The sequence below is a fragment of the Lactococcus sp. NH2-7C genome (assembly GCF_029953655.1).
Lineage (GTDB): Bacteria > Bacillota > Bacilli > Lactobacillales > Streptococcaceae > Lactococcus > Lactococcus lactis.
The window spans coordinates 1,489,342-1,504,848 of the sequence record NZ_CP124538.1; the positions used below are offsets into that span (position 1 = coordinate 1,489,342).

Sequence of the window (15,507 nt, forward strand, 5' to 3'; positions counted from 1 at the left end):
TTATAAATAAAAAATAGACCAATCATTGGCCTATTTTTTATTTATTTTTATCAACTAAATTTAAAAGGAATTCATTAACACTTGGGTAAATGGCTTCTTCACCAACCATGCTAATAAGTCCAGTTCTCTTAAATGATTCTTTTAATTTAGGATTCATTGAGGCGAAGACGATTTGGCGTTCTTCCTTATGAAAAATACTGTAAATATCAATCAATAGTTTTATAGAAGTAACGTCAATCATCGGTACACCTCTTAGAGAAAGAACAACATTAGTATTTGCTGGAAGTTCATCAATTGCTTGTTTTAACTTGCTACTATTTAAAAAGAAGAGCGGGCCAGAAATATAAATAACTGTCCAATCAGTAAACACTTCGTGATGATTTTGACTGATTCGTTCGGGTTCAATTTGTGAACTATTAATTTCAATTTGGGAAATTTTTACGATAAAAAGTAAGAAACCAACGATAATTCCTGCTAAAATTGCTGTACTTAAATCAAAAATAACAGTGATAATCATCGTTACAAAAAATTCGATGATTCCACTTTTTAATTTATTTTTGAATAAGAAACGAATGGCTTCCCACTCGTTCATTCTTACGGCGGTCATGATAAGAACACCAGCAAGAGCACTTAGTGGAATATGAGTCATAAATGGTGCAAATAGAAACATTGATAGGAGAAGAATAAGGGCGTGAATAATACCGGTTAAGCGAGTTTGAGCACCTGCTTTTATAGCTACACTTGTTCGAGCAATTGCGGCTGTTGCTGGAATTCCTCCGAAAAAGGGAATGAAAATATTTCCGATTCCTTGAGAAACGAGTTCTTGGTTATTGTCCATTGGGTGATTGGTTGCACGACCTGCTGAGGCACCACAAAGGAGACTTTCGGTCATTCCAAGTACGGTAATGCTTATAGCTGGGATAAGCAGGGTTTGCATGTCTTGAAGGTTCAATTCAGTCAAACGTAGATGAGCTTGGGGAATAAGGGTGGTTGGAATTTTTCCTACTAAAGGAATATCTAGTTTTAGGGCAAGGACTGCTAAAGTTGACAGAAGGATAGCCAACAATGAAGCCGGGAATTTTTTACCCCATGATTTAGGATAGAAAATCATTAATAAGATTGTTAAAAGTCCAATAATTGTTGAAGGATAATCAATGTGTAAGCCAGAGATAAATTTCATAAAATCAAAAAAAGAACCTGTAAAATGTTCTATTCCGAAAAAGTTTTTAATTTGTCCGCTGGCAATGATGATCGCAATCCCAGAAGTAAAACCTGTGATTACTGGTGAGGGAATAAGTGAAATTAAATTTCCTAAACGGAAAATTCCTGCGAGTAATAGAAAGATTCCTGCCATAAAAGTAGCAATAAATATTCCATTCATTCCGTATTTACCAATGAGTGAAATTAAAATAGCCGCCATTGCTCCTGTTGGACCAGAAATTTGATAGAAAGCTCCAGAAAGTGAGCTAATAATTATACCTGCAACAATGGCTGTTATGAGTCCAGCTGCGGCTGTTGTACCACTTGATACACCGAAGGCAAGGGCCAGAGGGAGTGCAACGGCAGCTACAGTAATTCCCGCCATCAAATCTTGTAAGAATTTTCGTCGGTTGTAGTCTTTGAATTCTGAGTTAATAATACCTAAAAATTGTTTAATCATAATAATTCCTTTAATTTTTTATCACAATATTCTATGATAACAGAGATGAGTAATCATATCAAATAATTATCGCAATCGAAATGAAATCAAGATTAGGTAAATTTCTTGTAATCAAAAAACTAGAAAATAAATTTATTACTAATATCTAATGAAAAATAGAAGAATAACTGTTAAAATAATGATAGAGATTTTATTAGGAGAGGAAGATAATGATAATTAAAACAATAAATTTGGAAAACTATAAAGAAGTTACTGAACTTATTCGTGAATCTTTTAGTCAGTCAGAACATGGTTATGGTAATGAGGCTGAACTTGTTGATAAAATTCGTAATGAAGAAGGTTATATCAAAGATTTGGAAATTGTTGCTTTTGAAGATGGTAAAATCGTTGGTCACGGTCTTTTGAGTGAGGTAGAGATAGTAAGTGACTCACAAAAATTCAAAGGTTTGGTCTTAGCTCCTCTTGATGTTTTAACTACTTACCAAGGTAAAGGAATTGGGGCAGCAGTATTATTGGAACTTGAAAAAAGAGCAAAAATTTTGGATTATCCGTTTATTAGTATTTTAGGACATGAAACTTATTATCCGAAGTTTGGTTATGTACCAGCAAGTCAATATCAAATCAAAGCACCTTTTGAAGTTTCTGATGAGAACTTTATGATTAAAGAATTAAGTGACGGTGGCTTAGAAGGAAAATCAGGAGTAATTCAATACTCAGAAGCCTTTAACTAAGTAATAATTGAGTTTAAAACTCTTTGTTAGTAACTCTATATTTAAGACTTAAATAATAAAAATTCTTGCATTTTGCTCTATAAATCGGTATAATAAGCTAGTAAGTTGACCTGGTAGCTCAGTTGGCTTGAAGCACTGCTTCAAGGTTGCGGATAGAAAAATTGCGAAGCAATTTATCATTACTACCACAGAATTTTAGAATTCTAGAAGTGGTCACAAAATATTCAACTTTTTATAAGTTGGCCCGGTAGCTCAGTTGGTAGAGCAGTAGACTCTTAATCTATGGGTCCAGGGTTCGAGCCCCTGCCGAGCCATAAATAGTAAAAGCACTCTAAATTTTTAAAAGTTTAGAGTGCTTTTTTTATTGACAGAAATCTGTCAGTAAAGTAAATAGTCTGAAAATAGTGTATAATATTGTCAAAAGATTTCTGTCAGTAGAACAGGATGTAAGTAGAGGATGCTTTATGGATTTATTAAAAAAATTTAACCCTAATTTAGATAAAATTGAAATTTCATTGATTCGTCAGTTTGACCAACAAGTTTCATCTATTCCTGATATTATTAAGTTGACTTTGGGAGAACCTGATTTTTATACGCCTGAGCATGTTAAACAAGCAGGGATTGTGGCGATTGAAAATAATCAAAGTCACTATACTGGAATGGCTGGTTTACTAGAACTACGTCAGGCAGCTAGTGAATTTATAAATAAAAAATATGGTTTATCTTATAAAGCAGAAGATGAAATTTTAGTTACTGTTGGAGTAACGGAAGCCATTTCTAGTGTTTTGTTATCAATTTTAGTTGCTGGTGATGAAGTTTTGATTCCTGCGCCTGCATATCCTGGTTATGAGCCATTAATTACGCTTGCTGGCGGTTCTTTGGTCGAAATCGATACAAGAGCTAATGATTTTGTTCTCACACCTGAGATGCTTGATCAAGCGATTATCGAGCGTGAGGGAAAAGTTAAGGCTGTTATTTTGAATTATCCAGCAAATCCTACAGGGGTAACTTATAATCGGGAGCAAATTAAGGCTTTAGCTGAAGTTTTGAAAAAGCATGAAGTATTTGTGATTGCTGATGAAGTTTATTCTGAACTAAATTATACTGACCAACCACATGTATCAATTGCTGAATATGCACCTGAGCAAACAATCGTTCTTAATGGTTTATCAAAATCGCATGCGATGACTGGTTGGCGGATAGGATTAATCTTTGCGGCGCGTGAATTAGTGGCACAGATTATTAAGACTCACCAATATTTGGTGACTTCGGCTTCAACTCAGTCACAGTTTGCAGCGATTGAAGCTTTGAAAAATGGTGCTGATGATGCTCTTCCGATGAAAAAAGAATATCTTAAACGTCGTGATTATATTATTGAAAAGATGTCAGAACTTGGCTTTAAAATTATTGAACCAGATGGAGCTTTCTACATTTTTGCAAAAATTCCAGCTGATTTAGAACAAGATTCATTCAAATTTGCTGTGGATTTTGCAAAAGAAAATGCAGTTGCCATTATTCCTGGTATCGCTTTTGGACAGTACGGTGAGGGTTTTGTCCGCTTATCTTATGCGGCTTCAATGGATATGATTGAGCAAGCAATGGCAAGATTGACTGATTATGTGACTAAAAAACGTGGCTGAGAAATCGGTCAGTAAAATTAAAAATCACTGATAACAATTGCAAGAGTTGTCAGTGATTTTTTTGGTATAATGAAATAAAATATCGAAAGGAGAAAATCATGCGTGATGCCGAAACTCAAGGTTTAGTGCTTTACAGTCGTAATTACAAAGAAAAAGATAAATTGGTCAAGATTTTTACAGAGTCTTTTGGTAAACGGATGTTTTTTGTCAAAAATTTTGGAAAATCTCCTTATGCCAGTTCCTTACAAGCTTTTACTGATGGAAAATTGACGGCAACGATTAATGACGGGGGATTTTCTTTTATCGAGGATGTCAGTGAAGTGGTCGTTTATAAAAATATTAGTGCAGATATTTTCATCAATGCTCATGCTTCTTATATCATAAGTTTGGCTGATGCGGCCATTTCTGATAATCAATACGACCCAGGGCTTTATGGATTTTTAAAGCGAAGTTTAGAGCTTTTAGATCAAGGATTTGATATGGAAGTCGTGACTAACATCTTTGAATTACAAGTTCTTCATCGTTTTGGGATTTCTTTGAACTTCTCAGAATGTGCATTTTGTCATAAAACCGTTGGCCCCTTTGATTTTTCTTATAAATTTAGTGGCTGCCTTTGTCCCCAACATTTTGATGAAGATTTACGACGGAGTCATCTTGATCCAAATGTGATTTATTTGGTCAATCTTTTTCAAGAAATATCTTTAGATGAACTCAAAAAAATCTCGATAAAAGCAGATATGAAACTAAAAATTCGTCAATTTATTGATGGGCTTTATGATGAATATGTCGGAATTCATCTCAAATCCAAAAAATTCTTGGATGGAATGTCTGGATGGGCAGATATTATGAAATAAATCTGTGGATAAGTCGCTAGAAGTTCTGTCAGTAAATTTATCCACAGTGGAAAACTTAAAATTACTGACAGAAACCTCTAAATATTTCTGTCAGTAAAAAATGAGGATAATTTATGGACTCAAAATCATGGGGAAGAGTTTTTCGTGAAATTCGCGAGATGAAAAATTTGTCATTAGCCAAAGTTGCAGGAGATTATGAGAATTCACCAAATTTTATTACTTCAAAGCAACAAGTTTCACGTTTTGAACTTGGTAAATCTGATATCACACTCACAAAAATTTATGAGTTAGTTGAAAATATGGGACTTTCTTTTGAAGAATATCTTTATCATGTCAGAAATTATGAGCTTCCGAGTGGACGAGCACTTTTTGAAGAACTTGGACGACTACAAGAGCTTAGTAATTTGTCTGAAATTGAAAATGTTTATCAGAAATTACAGATGAGATTTATAGAGAGTCAAAATAGAATAGATTATTGGAGTGCTTTAGAATACAAGTCATTTTTGGCACAAAAAAACTATAAATCTTATCAGATAAGTGAAGAGGAAATTCAAGAAATTAGTGATGATCTATTTTCCATGTTGGAATGGGGTGAGGCTGAACTCTTTTTATTTAGTGAATTTATTTATTTTTTACCTGAAACTCTCGTTTTTGAGTTTTCAAAAGAGCTGATTAAACGGACAAAGTTTTATCGAAAAATACCAGAAAATAAAACTCAAGTCACCCTCGTTATTCGAGATTGTACCAATTATTTCATTGAAAAATCTCAGGTGGAGCAAGCTGAAGTACTTCTAAATAGTTATGAAAAATTGATTGAAAGTCCGATTGTTGACGTTTATTCTCGTAAAGAGTATCTATTTGTTGAAGGAAATTATCAATTTTTGATTGGTAACATAGAAAAAGGAAATCAGATTTTTGAAAATTTAGCCATTATGTATGAAAAATTAGGTTATGACAAAACGGCAAGTTATATGAAAGAAAAACGTCACAAATAAGTGACGTTTTTTGATTTTGAAAATGGAGTGGTAGAATGGATTTGTGATTAGAAATAGAATTTTAATTTCAACTCATAATAGAATATTTGGAGGATTTTCATCATGAAAATTACAATCAAAAGGAACAAAAAAGCAGAAGATGTACGTGCGCACACAATTAACAATTGCAATAGTTGTTAAAATGTGAAAATTCGTCTTTTAAAGGCGAATTTTTTAATAAGGAGAGAAATGATGAGAAAGTTAAATCAGTTTGTAAAGCAAGTAGAAAATGCTGAGAATATTATTCTATATAATTTTTATAATGGAAAATCAATAAAATATTCCAAAGTTAATTTTCCCACGACTGAAAGTTTTATAGCAAATGATGATATTTATGAATTACTAAAATCTGAAGAATTTTTACTTGAAAACTTTAACTTTAAAAATCCTTATCAAGAATTAGAACGAACCCTTCAACTGATTCTATTAGTTCATGAAGATTGTAATTTTAGATGCACTTATTGTTATGAGAAATTTGAAAAAAGGGCAATGTCATTAGAAACGGCTAATGATATTATTAAATATATAAATAATGAAATCAAAAATAATAGAAGTAAATATGATAAGATTCAACTTTCATGGTTTGGTGGAGAACCTTTATTAAATCTAAAAATTATTGAATATATAAGCTCTTCAGTAATAGAAATTGCACGAAAGAATAAGATTGAATATAGTGCTGATATGACTACGAATGGCTACCTTTTAAATCCAAGAGTTTTTCAAAAATTGGTGAATTTGAAAGTTAAAAGTTTTCAAATCACAGTAGATGGTGGACAAAAATATCATGATAAACAAAGAATACTAAAAAATGGTCATGGAACTTATGAAAGAATTATCAGTAATTTATTATTAATACAAGAAATGATTCCATCTGATATCTTTATTATGTTAAGAACGAATGTTGGAGAAGAAAATTATAAGTTCATGGAGGAGTATATCCATGAATCAATCATAAATTTTGGAAAGTGTGAAAATATTTTGTTCGCCTTTCATAATATTGGTAATTGGGGAGAAAGAAATTCAAAAATTATTGAGAAAGATGTTCGTTTTGAACTGGCTAGTAAAGTTATTGAGCAATGAGGGCACACGGTTCCGTTTATTTGGTCTATGACCGCTTCCAATTTATGCTATGCTTCAATAAAAAATCACTATGTCATAGGGTCAGATGGATTAGTTTATAAATGTACAGTAGCACTTTATCAAGCTAATAATATTTTATCGGTAGGGGCGGAAAACTATTAATTAGCGAAAATAAAGAGTCACTTTGGGTAAATTCTACTGAAACTGAAGAATGTAAAAGCTGCTCGGTATTACCTATCTGTATGAATAATCGTTGTCCCTTGAAAAGATTAAATGCTGATAGCTTACAGTACTGTATTTCCTCAAAAGATAAGACTTCTGATATGATTTTAATGTTAGAAAAGCAAAATTTGATTACTTATGAGATTGGAATTGAGGTTTAAAATATGCTCACTTACATTAAAAAAAACAAATTTCAGAATATTATTCTACTTCTCATAATTATCACTAATATGGCTTTATATGTTTATGGGAACTATCTTAAAGTCAATTTGGTTAATGCTCTGATGAAATCAAATATTTCCAAAGGACTTTTTTGGTTTCTTCTTAGCTTAATTATTTTTCTAATCATGATGATTATTAGAAAAATAGAAGTGGTTCAGACAGAAAAAACAACACAAACCCAGTTAAATTTAATCCGTAAAGATATTTTAAAAAATTTGACTTCACTTACTTATCAGGAATTTTCTAAAGAGAGCAAGGATCAATACAATTCGTGGTTAAATAATGATGCAATACTCTTAGACACAGATGGTTATAAAGAAATATATTTCATGATAGAAAATATTTTTCTGGTGCTTTTCTCAAGTTTTGCCTTATTTACTTTTCATTGGATTCTTTTTGCGACAACCCTTGGCTTAGCTCTTATTTTATTGATTCTTCCAAAGTTATTTCAAAAGAAAATGGTCAAAGCGACCCAAGAGGTGTCAAATAGTGCCGAAAAAGCATTAAAAGAAAGTAATGACAAACTCAAAGGGTATGAAGTAATTTATCACAATCGGCAGTTTGATTTTTTTACTTCTCGCTTGCTTCAAGTTTATGAGCAACTAAAAGCGGTAAAAATAAGCAAAGCAAAGTTAGTCTCGACAGCAATGATGTGTACAGTTGGCCTGAGTTTTCTTTCACAGTCCGTAATTTTGGGGGTTAATGCACTTTTAGCTTTTAAGCATATTGTCCTTTTAGGGACATTATTAGTTTCAGGAAATTTTGCTGGAAATATTTTTAATGGACTGAATACCATTGCTGATTGCTTCACTATTGCTTTAGGAACTGATAAATTACTGACGAAATATCCGAAAGTATCAAATCAAAGAGAAAGCAAGTCTGTCAGTACTTTTGAGAAGAAATTATCTTTTGAAAATATTTCGATTAAATTAGGAGATAAGAAAATTACTTATCCAAATTTTGAAATTAAAAAAGGGAAAAAGTACGCAATAGTTGGTGAGAGTGGGTCAGGAAAAACAACATTAATTCAATTGCTCAATGGAGATTTAGAAGATTATCAAGGGACTATTAAGCTGGATGGTTTAGATTACAAAATTATTGATAAAGGGAAGCTACAATCTATCATTGCAACGATTAGCCAATTTCCCTATCTTTTTAATGACAGCTTAAAAGAAAATTTAAAAATGAATCGAGAAATTACTGACGAAAAATTAGAAAAAGTGTTGAAAGAAGTCAAAGCAGAGGACTTTTTAAAAGGCAAGCTGACCAATAAATTTGATAATAATTTATCAGGAGGACAAAAGCAAAGAGTGGCTATTGCTCGGGAATTATTAGGAGAAAAACCAATTTTAATTATGGATGAAAGTACGGCTAGCCTTGACAAGTTGACAGCTCTAGCTGTTGAACAAAGTATATTACAAAATCCAAGTTTGACAGTAATTATGATTACTCACCATTTTTATGCTGAAACTCGTCCTTATTTTGATGAAGTCATAGAATTATAAAAATTTACTGACAGATTTTCCGTTAGTAAATTTATCCATAGAAAAAATCACTGACAAATCCGTCAGTGATTTTTAATTTTATTAAACGTGAATTGGTAAGCCATCAGCCAATTCAGCTGTATCCATAATCGCTTCACCAAGTGTTGGGTGAGGTTGGATAGTCAATGAAATGTCTTTAGAAGTCAATCCATTTTCAATCGCTAGTGATAAACCAGAAATCAAGTCAGATGCACCAGGGCCAACGATTTGAGCACCGATTAAGGCCCCTTCTTTAGTTTCAGTAATCAAACGTAAGAAACCAGTCGTATCATTCATTGAAATGGCACGGCCATTTGCAGCAAATGGGAACTTAGAAATTTTAACATCTTTACGGTCTTTAACTGATTCAGGCGTTTCTCCAACTGTTGCCAATTCAGTTGTTGTATAAGCTACAGCAGGCAAAGCAACGTGTAAGTCCACGTCGTCCTCAGCTCCAGCAATCGCAGCAGCAGCAACTTTAGCTTGGAAAGAAGCTTTGTGAGCGAGCATTGGACCAGGAACCACATCACCGATTGCATAAATGTGAGGAACATTAGTTGCATAAGAATCGTCAACTTCAATCAAACCACGGTCAGTCAATTTAACATCAGTGTTGTTCAAGCCGATTAAATCAGTATTTGGACGACGTCCAACAGAAACGAGTAAGTAATCACCAGTCACTGTTTGTTCTTTTCCATCAACCTCAAAAGTCAAAGTTACATCTTTATCAGTTTGAGTAGCTGATTTAGCCATTGCTGAAGTAAAGATTTCAGAACCAGCAGATTTAACGCGATTAGCAATGATATCAGACATTTCTTTATCAAACCCGTTTAAAATGTGGTCCAAACCTTCAACAATTGTAATCTTAGAACCAAGCATACGGTAAGCTCCACCAAGCTCAGAACCAATAACTCCTCCCCCAACAATAATCAAATGTTTAGGAACTTCTGGAAGTGACAAAGCACCAGTAGAGTCAATAATGCGACCACCAAATGGGAAAGAAGGAATTTCGATAGGACGTGAACCAGTTGAGATAATCACATCATTAAATTGCAAAAGTTGGAACCCATCTTCTTGTTCAACATTTATTGTATTGTTATCAATAAATTCTGCAGTTCCTTGAATCACGTCAACTTTGTGTTTTTTAAGTAGCATTTTAACGCCACCTGTCAACTGGTTGACAACTTTATCTTGTTTCCATTTTTGGGCAGATTCCCAGTTTAATTTAACATTTCCGACAGAAAGACCAAAAGGATTTTCTCCTTTTTCTTCCTCCAAAGATTCTTGGTAATGATGACCAATATTAATCAATGCTTTTGATGGGATACAACCAATATTTAAACAAACCCCACCAACATTATCTTTTTCAATAATTGTAACTTTTTTACCAAGTTCAGCCGCACGGATGGCTGCAACATAACCACCAGGGCCTGAACCAATAACAACCAAATCAACTTCTGTTGCTTGTGCACCAACAACCATAATATATCCTCTTTCTTGTAAACATTAGTGTCAACTTGAATTTACAATACTGTAAACTAGTTTTTTAAATCTATGACAGAAAGAAACGAAAAAAATATTTTTTCGTTCCTTTACTAATAAGACAATTAGCGAGTATCCTCTAGGGAGACACGCCTGTAATAAATAGATGCTTTAGCACCATTTATTACAGCCTATTAGATTTCCATAAGCATGAACTCAGGGTCAGCCAATAGAGATTTCAAGTAGTTAAGTGATGTTTGACCCAACATACCATCAATCAAACGGTGGTCATAAGTCATAGACAATTTCATGTTTTGTCCCACAACGATTTCGCCTTCACCATTAACAATTGGTTCTTTAACAATTGAACCCAGTCCTAAAATCACGACATCAGAACCATTAATGATTGGTGTAAACCAAGAACCACGAGCAGATCCAATATTTGAAATTGTAATTGTTGAACCTTGCATTTGTTGAGGTTTAAGTGTTCCTTCTCGTGTAGCAGTAGCTAATTCAGCGATTTCTTTAGCAATTTCAAGAATTGATTTAGTCTCAGCTTCATGAATAACTGGAACATACAAACCAGTTGGAGCATTTACAGCTATTCCAAGGTTGACATGTTCATGATAAACAATTTCTTGTTTTTCATAGTCAACAGAAGCATTGATATCTGGGAATTTATGAGCAGTAGTAGCCAAAGCTTTAGCAACATAAGCAAGATAAGTTAATTTAATATCTTGTTTTGCAGCAATTTCTTTAAAGACAGCACGATGTTTCACGAGTTTAGAAACTTCAACTTGGTCAAAGTTTGTTACTGGTGGAATGTGTGTATGTTGAGCAGTCATGACTTTAGAAACAACTTTACGGGTTGGATTCATTGCTTCACGTCGATCACCAGCCCCTGCTTTAACGCTTGGCGCTTTTTCAGCAACAGGAGCTGCTGGTTTGTCAGCCTTAGGTGCTGGAGCAGCTTCTGGAGCTGTTTGAGCGATAGGAGCGACATTGCCAGATTCAAAAGCTTTAACATCAGCCAACGTTGTGTGACCGTGACGACCAGTTGCAGGAACTTGACTTAAATCAATACCAGCCTTGCGTGCGTAATGACGAACAGAAGGCATAGCGAGAATGTGGCCAGTAGAAGTTGTTTTAGTCAATGGAGCATTTGCAGGGCTTGCAGGACTAGTAGCAGGAGTAGCTGCTTTAGGTGCTTCTGCGACTGGAGCAGGACTAGCAGCTGCTGGAGCAGCCCCATTTCCATTGTATTCAATCAAAGGAGCCCCAACTTCTACAGTTGTTCCAGCTTCAACGAAAAGTTTAGTGACTTTTCCAGAATATGGAGAAAGAATTTCTTGCATGAGTTTATCATTTTGAACCTCTGCAACAGGATCATCTTCTTTAATTTCATCTCCAACTTTAACTAACCAGTTGGCGATATCTCCTTCATGCATTCCTTCACCAATATCAGGCATCGTAAAGATTTGAGCTTCTCCAGAAGGTGCATCAGTTGCAGCAGTATCAGAACTAGCTGTTTCTTGAGCAGTAGGAGCAGCTGCAGCTGCAGAAGATCCTGAACCGTCACCATCAAACTCAACCAAAGGAGAATCAACTTCTACGGTTGTTCCAGCTTCAACGAAAAGTTTTGTTACGGTACCAGAATAAGGAGAGAGAATTTCTTGCATAAGTTTATCATTTTGTACTTCAGCAATTGGGTCATCTTCTTTAACCACATCTCCAACTTTAACTAACCAGTTGGCAATGTCTCCTTCGTGCATTCCTTCGCCAATATCAGGCATTTTAAAAATCTCAGTCATAGTCAACCACCTCTTTAACTTTATTCACAATATCTTCAGCTTTTACTGCCCAGTCATTTTCTGCTTGTGCAAATGGGAAAATTGAGTCAGGACCAGTAACACGTCCAATTGGCGCTTTAAGGTTCAAAACAAAACGTTCTGAAATTTCGGCCATGACATTCGCTGCGATACCGGCTGTACGTTGAGCTTCTTGAACAACGACCACACGCCCAGTTTTTTCAACTGTTTTACCAATTGACGCAATATCAAGAGGAGCAACTGTTCTGAGGTCAAGGACTTCAGCTTTAATTCCATCTTTTTCGAGTTGTTCAGCTGCTTTAAGAGCAAGTGGAACTGTTCCACCATAAGCAATGATTGAAACATCAGAGCCTTCTTTAGCGACTGCAGCAGTATCAAGTGGTGTAGTATAGTAACCTTCAGGAACTTCACCTTTAAGTGAGCGATAAAGGTGAAGGTTTTCAAGGAAAATAACAGGATCGTTATTTTCAATTGAAGCCAACAACAATCCTTTAGCGTCAGCTGGATTTGAAGGCATTACAACACGAATTCCTGGGATTTGTGAAAATAGCCCTTCAATTGAATCTGCGTGCATTTCAGGCGTTTTAGTTCCGATTCCATAAGGTGTACGCACGACAATATTATTTGAACGCGTGTTATTAAAACGATAACGTGTCCGGCTCATTTGTCCAGCAATTGAGTCGAAAACTTCAAAGATAAAGGTTCCGAATTGAATTTCCATAATTGGGTGGAAACCTTGTGTTGCAAGACCAATTGCCATTCCACCAATTCCTGATTCAGCAAGTGGAGTATTGAAAACACGTTCTTCTCCGTATTTTGCTTGCAGACCATCAGTAGCACGGAAAACCCCACCATTTTGTCCAACGTCCTCACCAAAAATGAGTGCATCTTTATCTTTTTCAAGCGCCAAATCAAGCGCTTCTGTAATTGCTGCAATATAAGTTTTTACTGCCATTCTTATTTGCCCTCGCTTTCAAATTTTGCAATTTGTTCTGCCATTGCTTGGCTTGGCACTTCAAGTGTATTTTTAATGAAGCTAGAAATTTTTTGTTTTTCAACATTATTGGCTTTCTTAATGTCGGCATCAATACCTGCATCAAGTTCAGCAATATAAGCTTCCTCTTTCTCTGTATCCCAAAGTCCTTTTTCAGTCAGGAAATTACGCATACGAACGAGAGGTTCTTTTTTCCACCAAGCTTCAATGTCTTCTTTAGTACGATAGCGAAGTGGGTCATCACCAGCTGTTGAGTGTGGTTCTAAACGGTTTGTAATTGCTTCAATAACAACTGGACCATTTCCAGCTACTGCCCAAGCACGAGCTTCTTTAGAGGCAAGATACATAGCAATCGCGTCCATTCCATCAACTACGATAGAAGGAGCACCTGCGGCCCAACCTTTAGCAGCCAAATGAGGAGCAGCACTCTGGAGACTACGTGGAGTTGAAATTGCGTAGCCGTTATTTTGGATAAAGGCAACAAGTGGGGCTTTATAAGCTCCAGCAAAGTTAATTCCTTCATAAGTATCACCTTGTGAAGAACCACCATCACCAGTGTAAACGAAAGCTACAGCATCTTTTTTACGTTTTTTGAGTCCGAGTGCCACACCAGCGGCTTCAACATATTGAGCACCAATGATAATTTGTGGGAACCATGAGTTTACAGGTTTACCATCCTCGGTAGTGTATTCATTTCCAAGTTGATGTCCACGAGACCAAAGAAGACCTTTCCAAATTGGCCAACCTTTTGCGTAAATTTGTGGCAAGTCACGGTAACCTGGGAAAAGCCAGTCTTCGTCAGTGAAAGCGAATGATGAGGCCATTTGAGAAGCTTCTTGACCAGCGTGAGGTCCAAAGAATCCCATACGTCCTTGTTTAGCTAATTTCATTGAACGAATGTCAACTTGACGTGCAAAAAGCATGCTTTTAAAGAGTTCAACGAGTTTTTCATCAGAAAGTCCTGCACGTTTAAGACCATCTTCGTCAACAATTTTTCCTTCTTCGTTAAGAATTTGAAGCATTGGAAATGTGGTGTCTTGCAGTTCTAGCTGCGCTTTGAAATCTAAGATTTGTTCTGAATTTGACATAATAGATTCCCTTTCTATTTTATGTGTCTATAATTAGAAATTTATCATTTTTTGGAGAAATTTCCTAAGGTTATGCTTGTGAAATAACTTAATTTGTTCGGTAGTCAGCTTTGAACATTTCAGAAAGTTCAGTATTTTGAATTGTTCCAAAATATTGTCCTTCTTTATTTGTTTCAAGAACTTCAAGAATTGCAGAAGGCTCAAATTCTAGACCAATAAATTGCTCTTTAATATCTCGCCAATCTCGAACGCCTAAGAAATCTCCTTGGAAATTAATTTCAGTGATTTTACCATTTTCGACATTGACTTGAATATCAATGGCTCCGCCGGTAAATTTAGCGTGATTTTGGAAGGAGAATTTTGGTGATTCGCCATAATTCCAATCCCAAGTCGCAAATTGTTCATCTCTTATTTTTTTGATTGAGCTAAGTTGGTCATCAGTTAAAACTAATTCACCATCTTTTCCTTCGTCTGTGAGATAGTATTTTAATGCGTCAATAAAACTATCTAAGGTTAAGTCCTCAGGGGCAAAATCTTTGATATTTCCCACACGAGCGCGAACTGATTTAGCCGCTTTACTGACAAATTTCTCATCAGAAACATTGAGAGAACGAATCATTGCTTCAACATCAGTGTCCCAAAGGAGGGTTCCGTGATGCATCAAATAACCTCCGGCATAGCGTTGGGCATTTCCCGAAATCTTTTTACCCTCAACCTCAAGGTCATTGCGTCCAGTGATTTCAGCTTTGATTCCAACGGCATGGAGTGCTTCATACATCGGTTGAACAAATTTTTTAAAGTTGACAGAGCCAGAATTTTCGACAGGAACAAAAAAGGTGAAACAGATGTTTCCTTCATCATGATAAACTGCACCACCGCCAGATACTCGACGAACAACTTGAACATCATGACTGTCAATGTAGTCTTGATTCACTTCAGCAAAAGTGTTTTGGTTGCGCCCCACAATAACTGCACGTTTATTTTGCCATAAAGCGAAAACAGGCTCAGTTGGTTTTAGGTGATAAAGTAGCCAGCTGTCCATCGCGATATTTGTGTAAGCGTCTTGACCTAGATAGTTAATAAATTGCATGTTTATGCATCCCTTCCAAATCCTTGTGCTTATTTTGTCAAACAAGTTTGACAAAATA

Annotated in this window: 13 protein-coding genes and 1 tRNA gene; 8 read left to right on the top strand and 6 right to left on the bottom strand. The window is 35.3% G+C overall.

Translation table 11 applies throughout. From position 1 onward, the window contains the following. Nucleotides 1-37 precede the first annotated feature (37 nt). Nucleotides 38-1,660 (bottom strand): SulP family inorganic anion transporter, encoded by a 1,623-nt coding sequence (locus QJV49_RS07520; RefSeq protein ID WP_225512463.1) that lies wholly within the window; start codon nt 1,658-1,660, stop codon nt 38-40. Between the two features lie 209 nt (nt 1,661-1,869). Between QJV49_RS07520 and QJV49_RS07525 the strand changes: the two genes are divergently transcribed. The 8 genes from QJV49_RS07525 (at nt 1,870) to QJV49_RS07560 (ending at nt 8,948) form a co-directional block, all read left to right on the top strand. Beyond that, nucleotides 1,870-2,391, top strand: a complete 522-nt coding sequence (locus QJV49_RS07525; RefSeq protein ID WP_225512462.1) for a GNAT family N-acetyltransferase — start codon at nt 1,870-1,872, stop codon at nt 2,389-2,391. Between the two features lie 241 nt (nt 2,392-2,632). Next, a tRNA-Lys gene (locus QJV49_RS07530) sits at nt 2,633-2,705 on the top strand. A 150-nt stretch (nt 2,706-2,855) separates the two neighbouring features. Further along, a complete protein-coding gene (locus QJV49_RS07535; protein ID WP_225512461.1) occupies nt 2,856-4,031 on the top strand; it encodes a pyridoxal phosphate-dependent aminotransferase in 1,176 nt (391 codons plus the stop codon). A 98-nt stretch (nt 4,032-4,129) separates the two neighbouring features. Then, nucleotides 4,130-4,885 carry a DNA repair protein RecO gene (gene recO / locus QJV49_RS07540; protein ID WP_225512460.1) on the top strand — a complete coding sequence of 252 codons (756 nt, stop codon included), beginning with the start codon at nt 4,130-4,132 and terminating at the stop codon, nt 4,883-4,885. A gap of 113 nt (nt 4,886-4,998) precedes the next feature. Then, entirely contained in the window at nt 4,999-5,880 is an 882-nt protein-coding gene (locus tag QJV49_RS07545) for an Rgg/GadR/MutR family transcriptional regulator (protein WP_225512459.1), read from the top strand. A 231-nt stretch (nt 5,881-6,111) separates the two neighbouring features. Next, nucleotides 6,112-6,999, top strand: coding sequence for a radical SAM protein (locus QJV49_RS07550; protein ID WP_225512458.1), 888 nt, complete (start codon nt 6,112-6,114; stop codon nt 6,997-6,999). Between the two features lie 242 nt (nt 7,000-7,241). Then, a complete protein-coding gene (locus QJV49_RS07555) occupies nt 7,242-7,382 on the top strand; it encodes a hypothetical protein (protein WP_281449123.1) in 141 nt (46 codons plus the stop codon). Nucleotides 7,383-7,451: 69 nt separating this feature from the next. After that, nucleotides 7,452-8,948, top strand: coding sequence for an ABC transporter ATP-binding protein (locus QJV49_RS07560; protein WP_281449124.1), 1,497 nt, complete (start codon nt 7,452-7,454; stop codon nt 8,946-8,948). An 81-nt stretch (nt 8,949-9,029) separates the two neighbouring features. Here QJV49_RS07560 and lpdA read toward each other — a convergent pair whose 3' ends face one another. From lpdA to QJV49_RS07585, 5 genes are all read right to left on the bottom strand, one after another. After that, entirely contained in the window at nt 9,030-10,448 is a 1,419-nt protein-coding gene (gene lpdA / locus QJV49_RS07565; RefSeq protein ID WP_010905074.1) for a dihydrolipoyl dehydrogenase, read from the bottom strand. A 194-nt stretch (nt 10,449-10,642) separates the two neighbouring features. Further along, a complete protein-coding gene (locus QJV49_RS07570; protein WP_225512456.1) occupies nt 10,643-12,259 on the bottom strand; it encodes a 2-oxo acid dehydrogenase subunit E2 in 1,617 nt (538 codons plus the stop codon). After that, the gene (locus tag QJV49_RS07575; RefSeq protein ID WP_225512455.1) at nt 12,252-13,232 is read right to left on the bottom strand and encodes an alpha-ketoacid dehydrogenase subunit beta; all 981 of its coding nucleotides are present in this window, start codon (nt 13,230-13,232) and stop codon (nt 12,252-12,254) included. Before QJV49_RS07575 ends, QJV49_RS07570 begins: the two co-directional genes overlap by 8 nt. Nucleotides 13,233-13,234: 2 nt before the next feature. Next, nucleotides 13,235-14,359, bottom strand: a complete 1,125-nt coding sequence (locus QJV49_RS07580) for a thiamine pyrophosphate-dependent dehydrogenase E1 component subunit alpha (protein ID WP_225512454.1) — start codon at nt 14,357-14,359, stop codon at nt 13,235-13,237. 88 nt (nt 14,360-14,447) lie between these two features. Further along, nucleotides 14,448-15,449, bottom strand: a complete 1,002-nt coding sequence (locus QJV49_RS07585; protein WP_225512453.1) for a lipoate--protein ligase — start codon at nt 15,447-15,449, stop codon at nt 14,448-14,450. Nucleotides 15,450-15,507 lie beyond the last annotated feature (58 nt).

Bases quoted from the DNA above. Each gene is read 5' to 3' on its own strand.
- QJV49_RS07520 (WP_225512463.1), bottom strand. From the start codon at position 1,660: ATGATTAAACAATTTTTAGGTATTATTAACTCAGAATTCAAAGACTAC.
- QJV49_RS07525 (WP_225512462.1), top strand. From the start codon at position 1,870: ATGATAATTAAAACAATAAATTTGGAAAACTATAAAGAAGTTACTGAA.
- QJV49_RS07535 (WP_225512461.1), top strand. From the start codon at position 2,856: ATGGATTTATTAAAAAAATTTAACCCTAATTTAGATAAAATTGAAATT.
- recO (WP_225512460.1), top strand. From the start codon at position 4,130: ATGCGTGATGCCGAAACTCAAGGTTTAGTGCTTTACAGTCGTAATTAC.
- QJV49_RS07545 (WP_225512459.1), top strand. From the start codon at position 4,999: ATGGACTCAAAATCATGGGGAAGAGTTTTTCGTGAAATTCGCGAGATG.
- QJV49_RS07550 (WP_225512458.1), top strand. From the start codon at position 6,112: ATGAGAAAGTTAAATCAGTTTGTAAAGCAAGTAGAAAATGCTGAGAAT.
- QJV49_RS07555 (WP_281449123.1), top strand. From the start codon at position 7,242: ATGAATAATCGTTGTCCCTTGAAAAGATTAAATGCTGATAGCTTACAG.
- QJV49_RS07560 (WP_281449124.1), top strand. From the start codon at position 7,452: ATGGCTTTATATGTTTATGGGAACTATCTTAAAGTCAATTTGGTTAAT.
- lpdA (WP_010905074.1), bottom strand. From the start codon at position 10,448: ATGGTTGTTGGTGCACAAGCAACAGAAGTTGATTTGGTTGTTATTGGT.
- QJV49_RS07570 (WP_225512456.1), bottom strand. From the start codon at position 12,259: ATGACTGAGATTTTTAAAATGCCTGATATTGGCGAAGGAATGCACGAA.
- QJV49_RS07575 (WP_225512455.1), bottom strand. From the start codon at position 13,232: ATGGCAGTAAAAACTTATATTGCAGCAATTACAGAAGCGCTTGATTTG.
- QJV49_RS07580 (WP_225512454.1), bottom strand. From the start codon at position 14,359: ATGTCAAATTCAGAACAAATCTTAGATTTCAAAGCGCAGCTAGAACTG.
- QJV49_RS07585 (WP_225512453.1), bottom strand. From the start codon at position 15,449: ATGCAATTTATTAACTATCTAGGTCAAGACGCTTACACAAATATCGCG.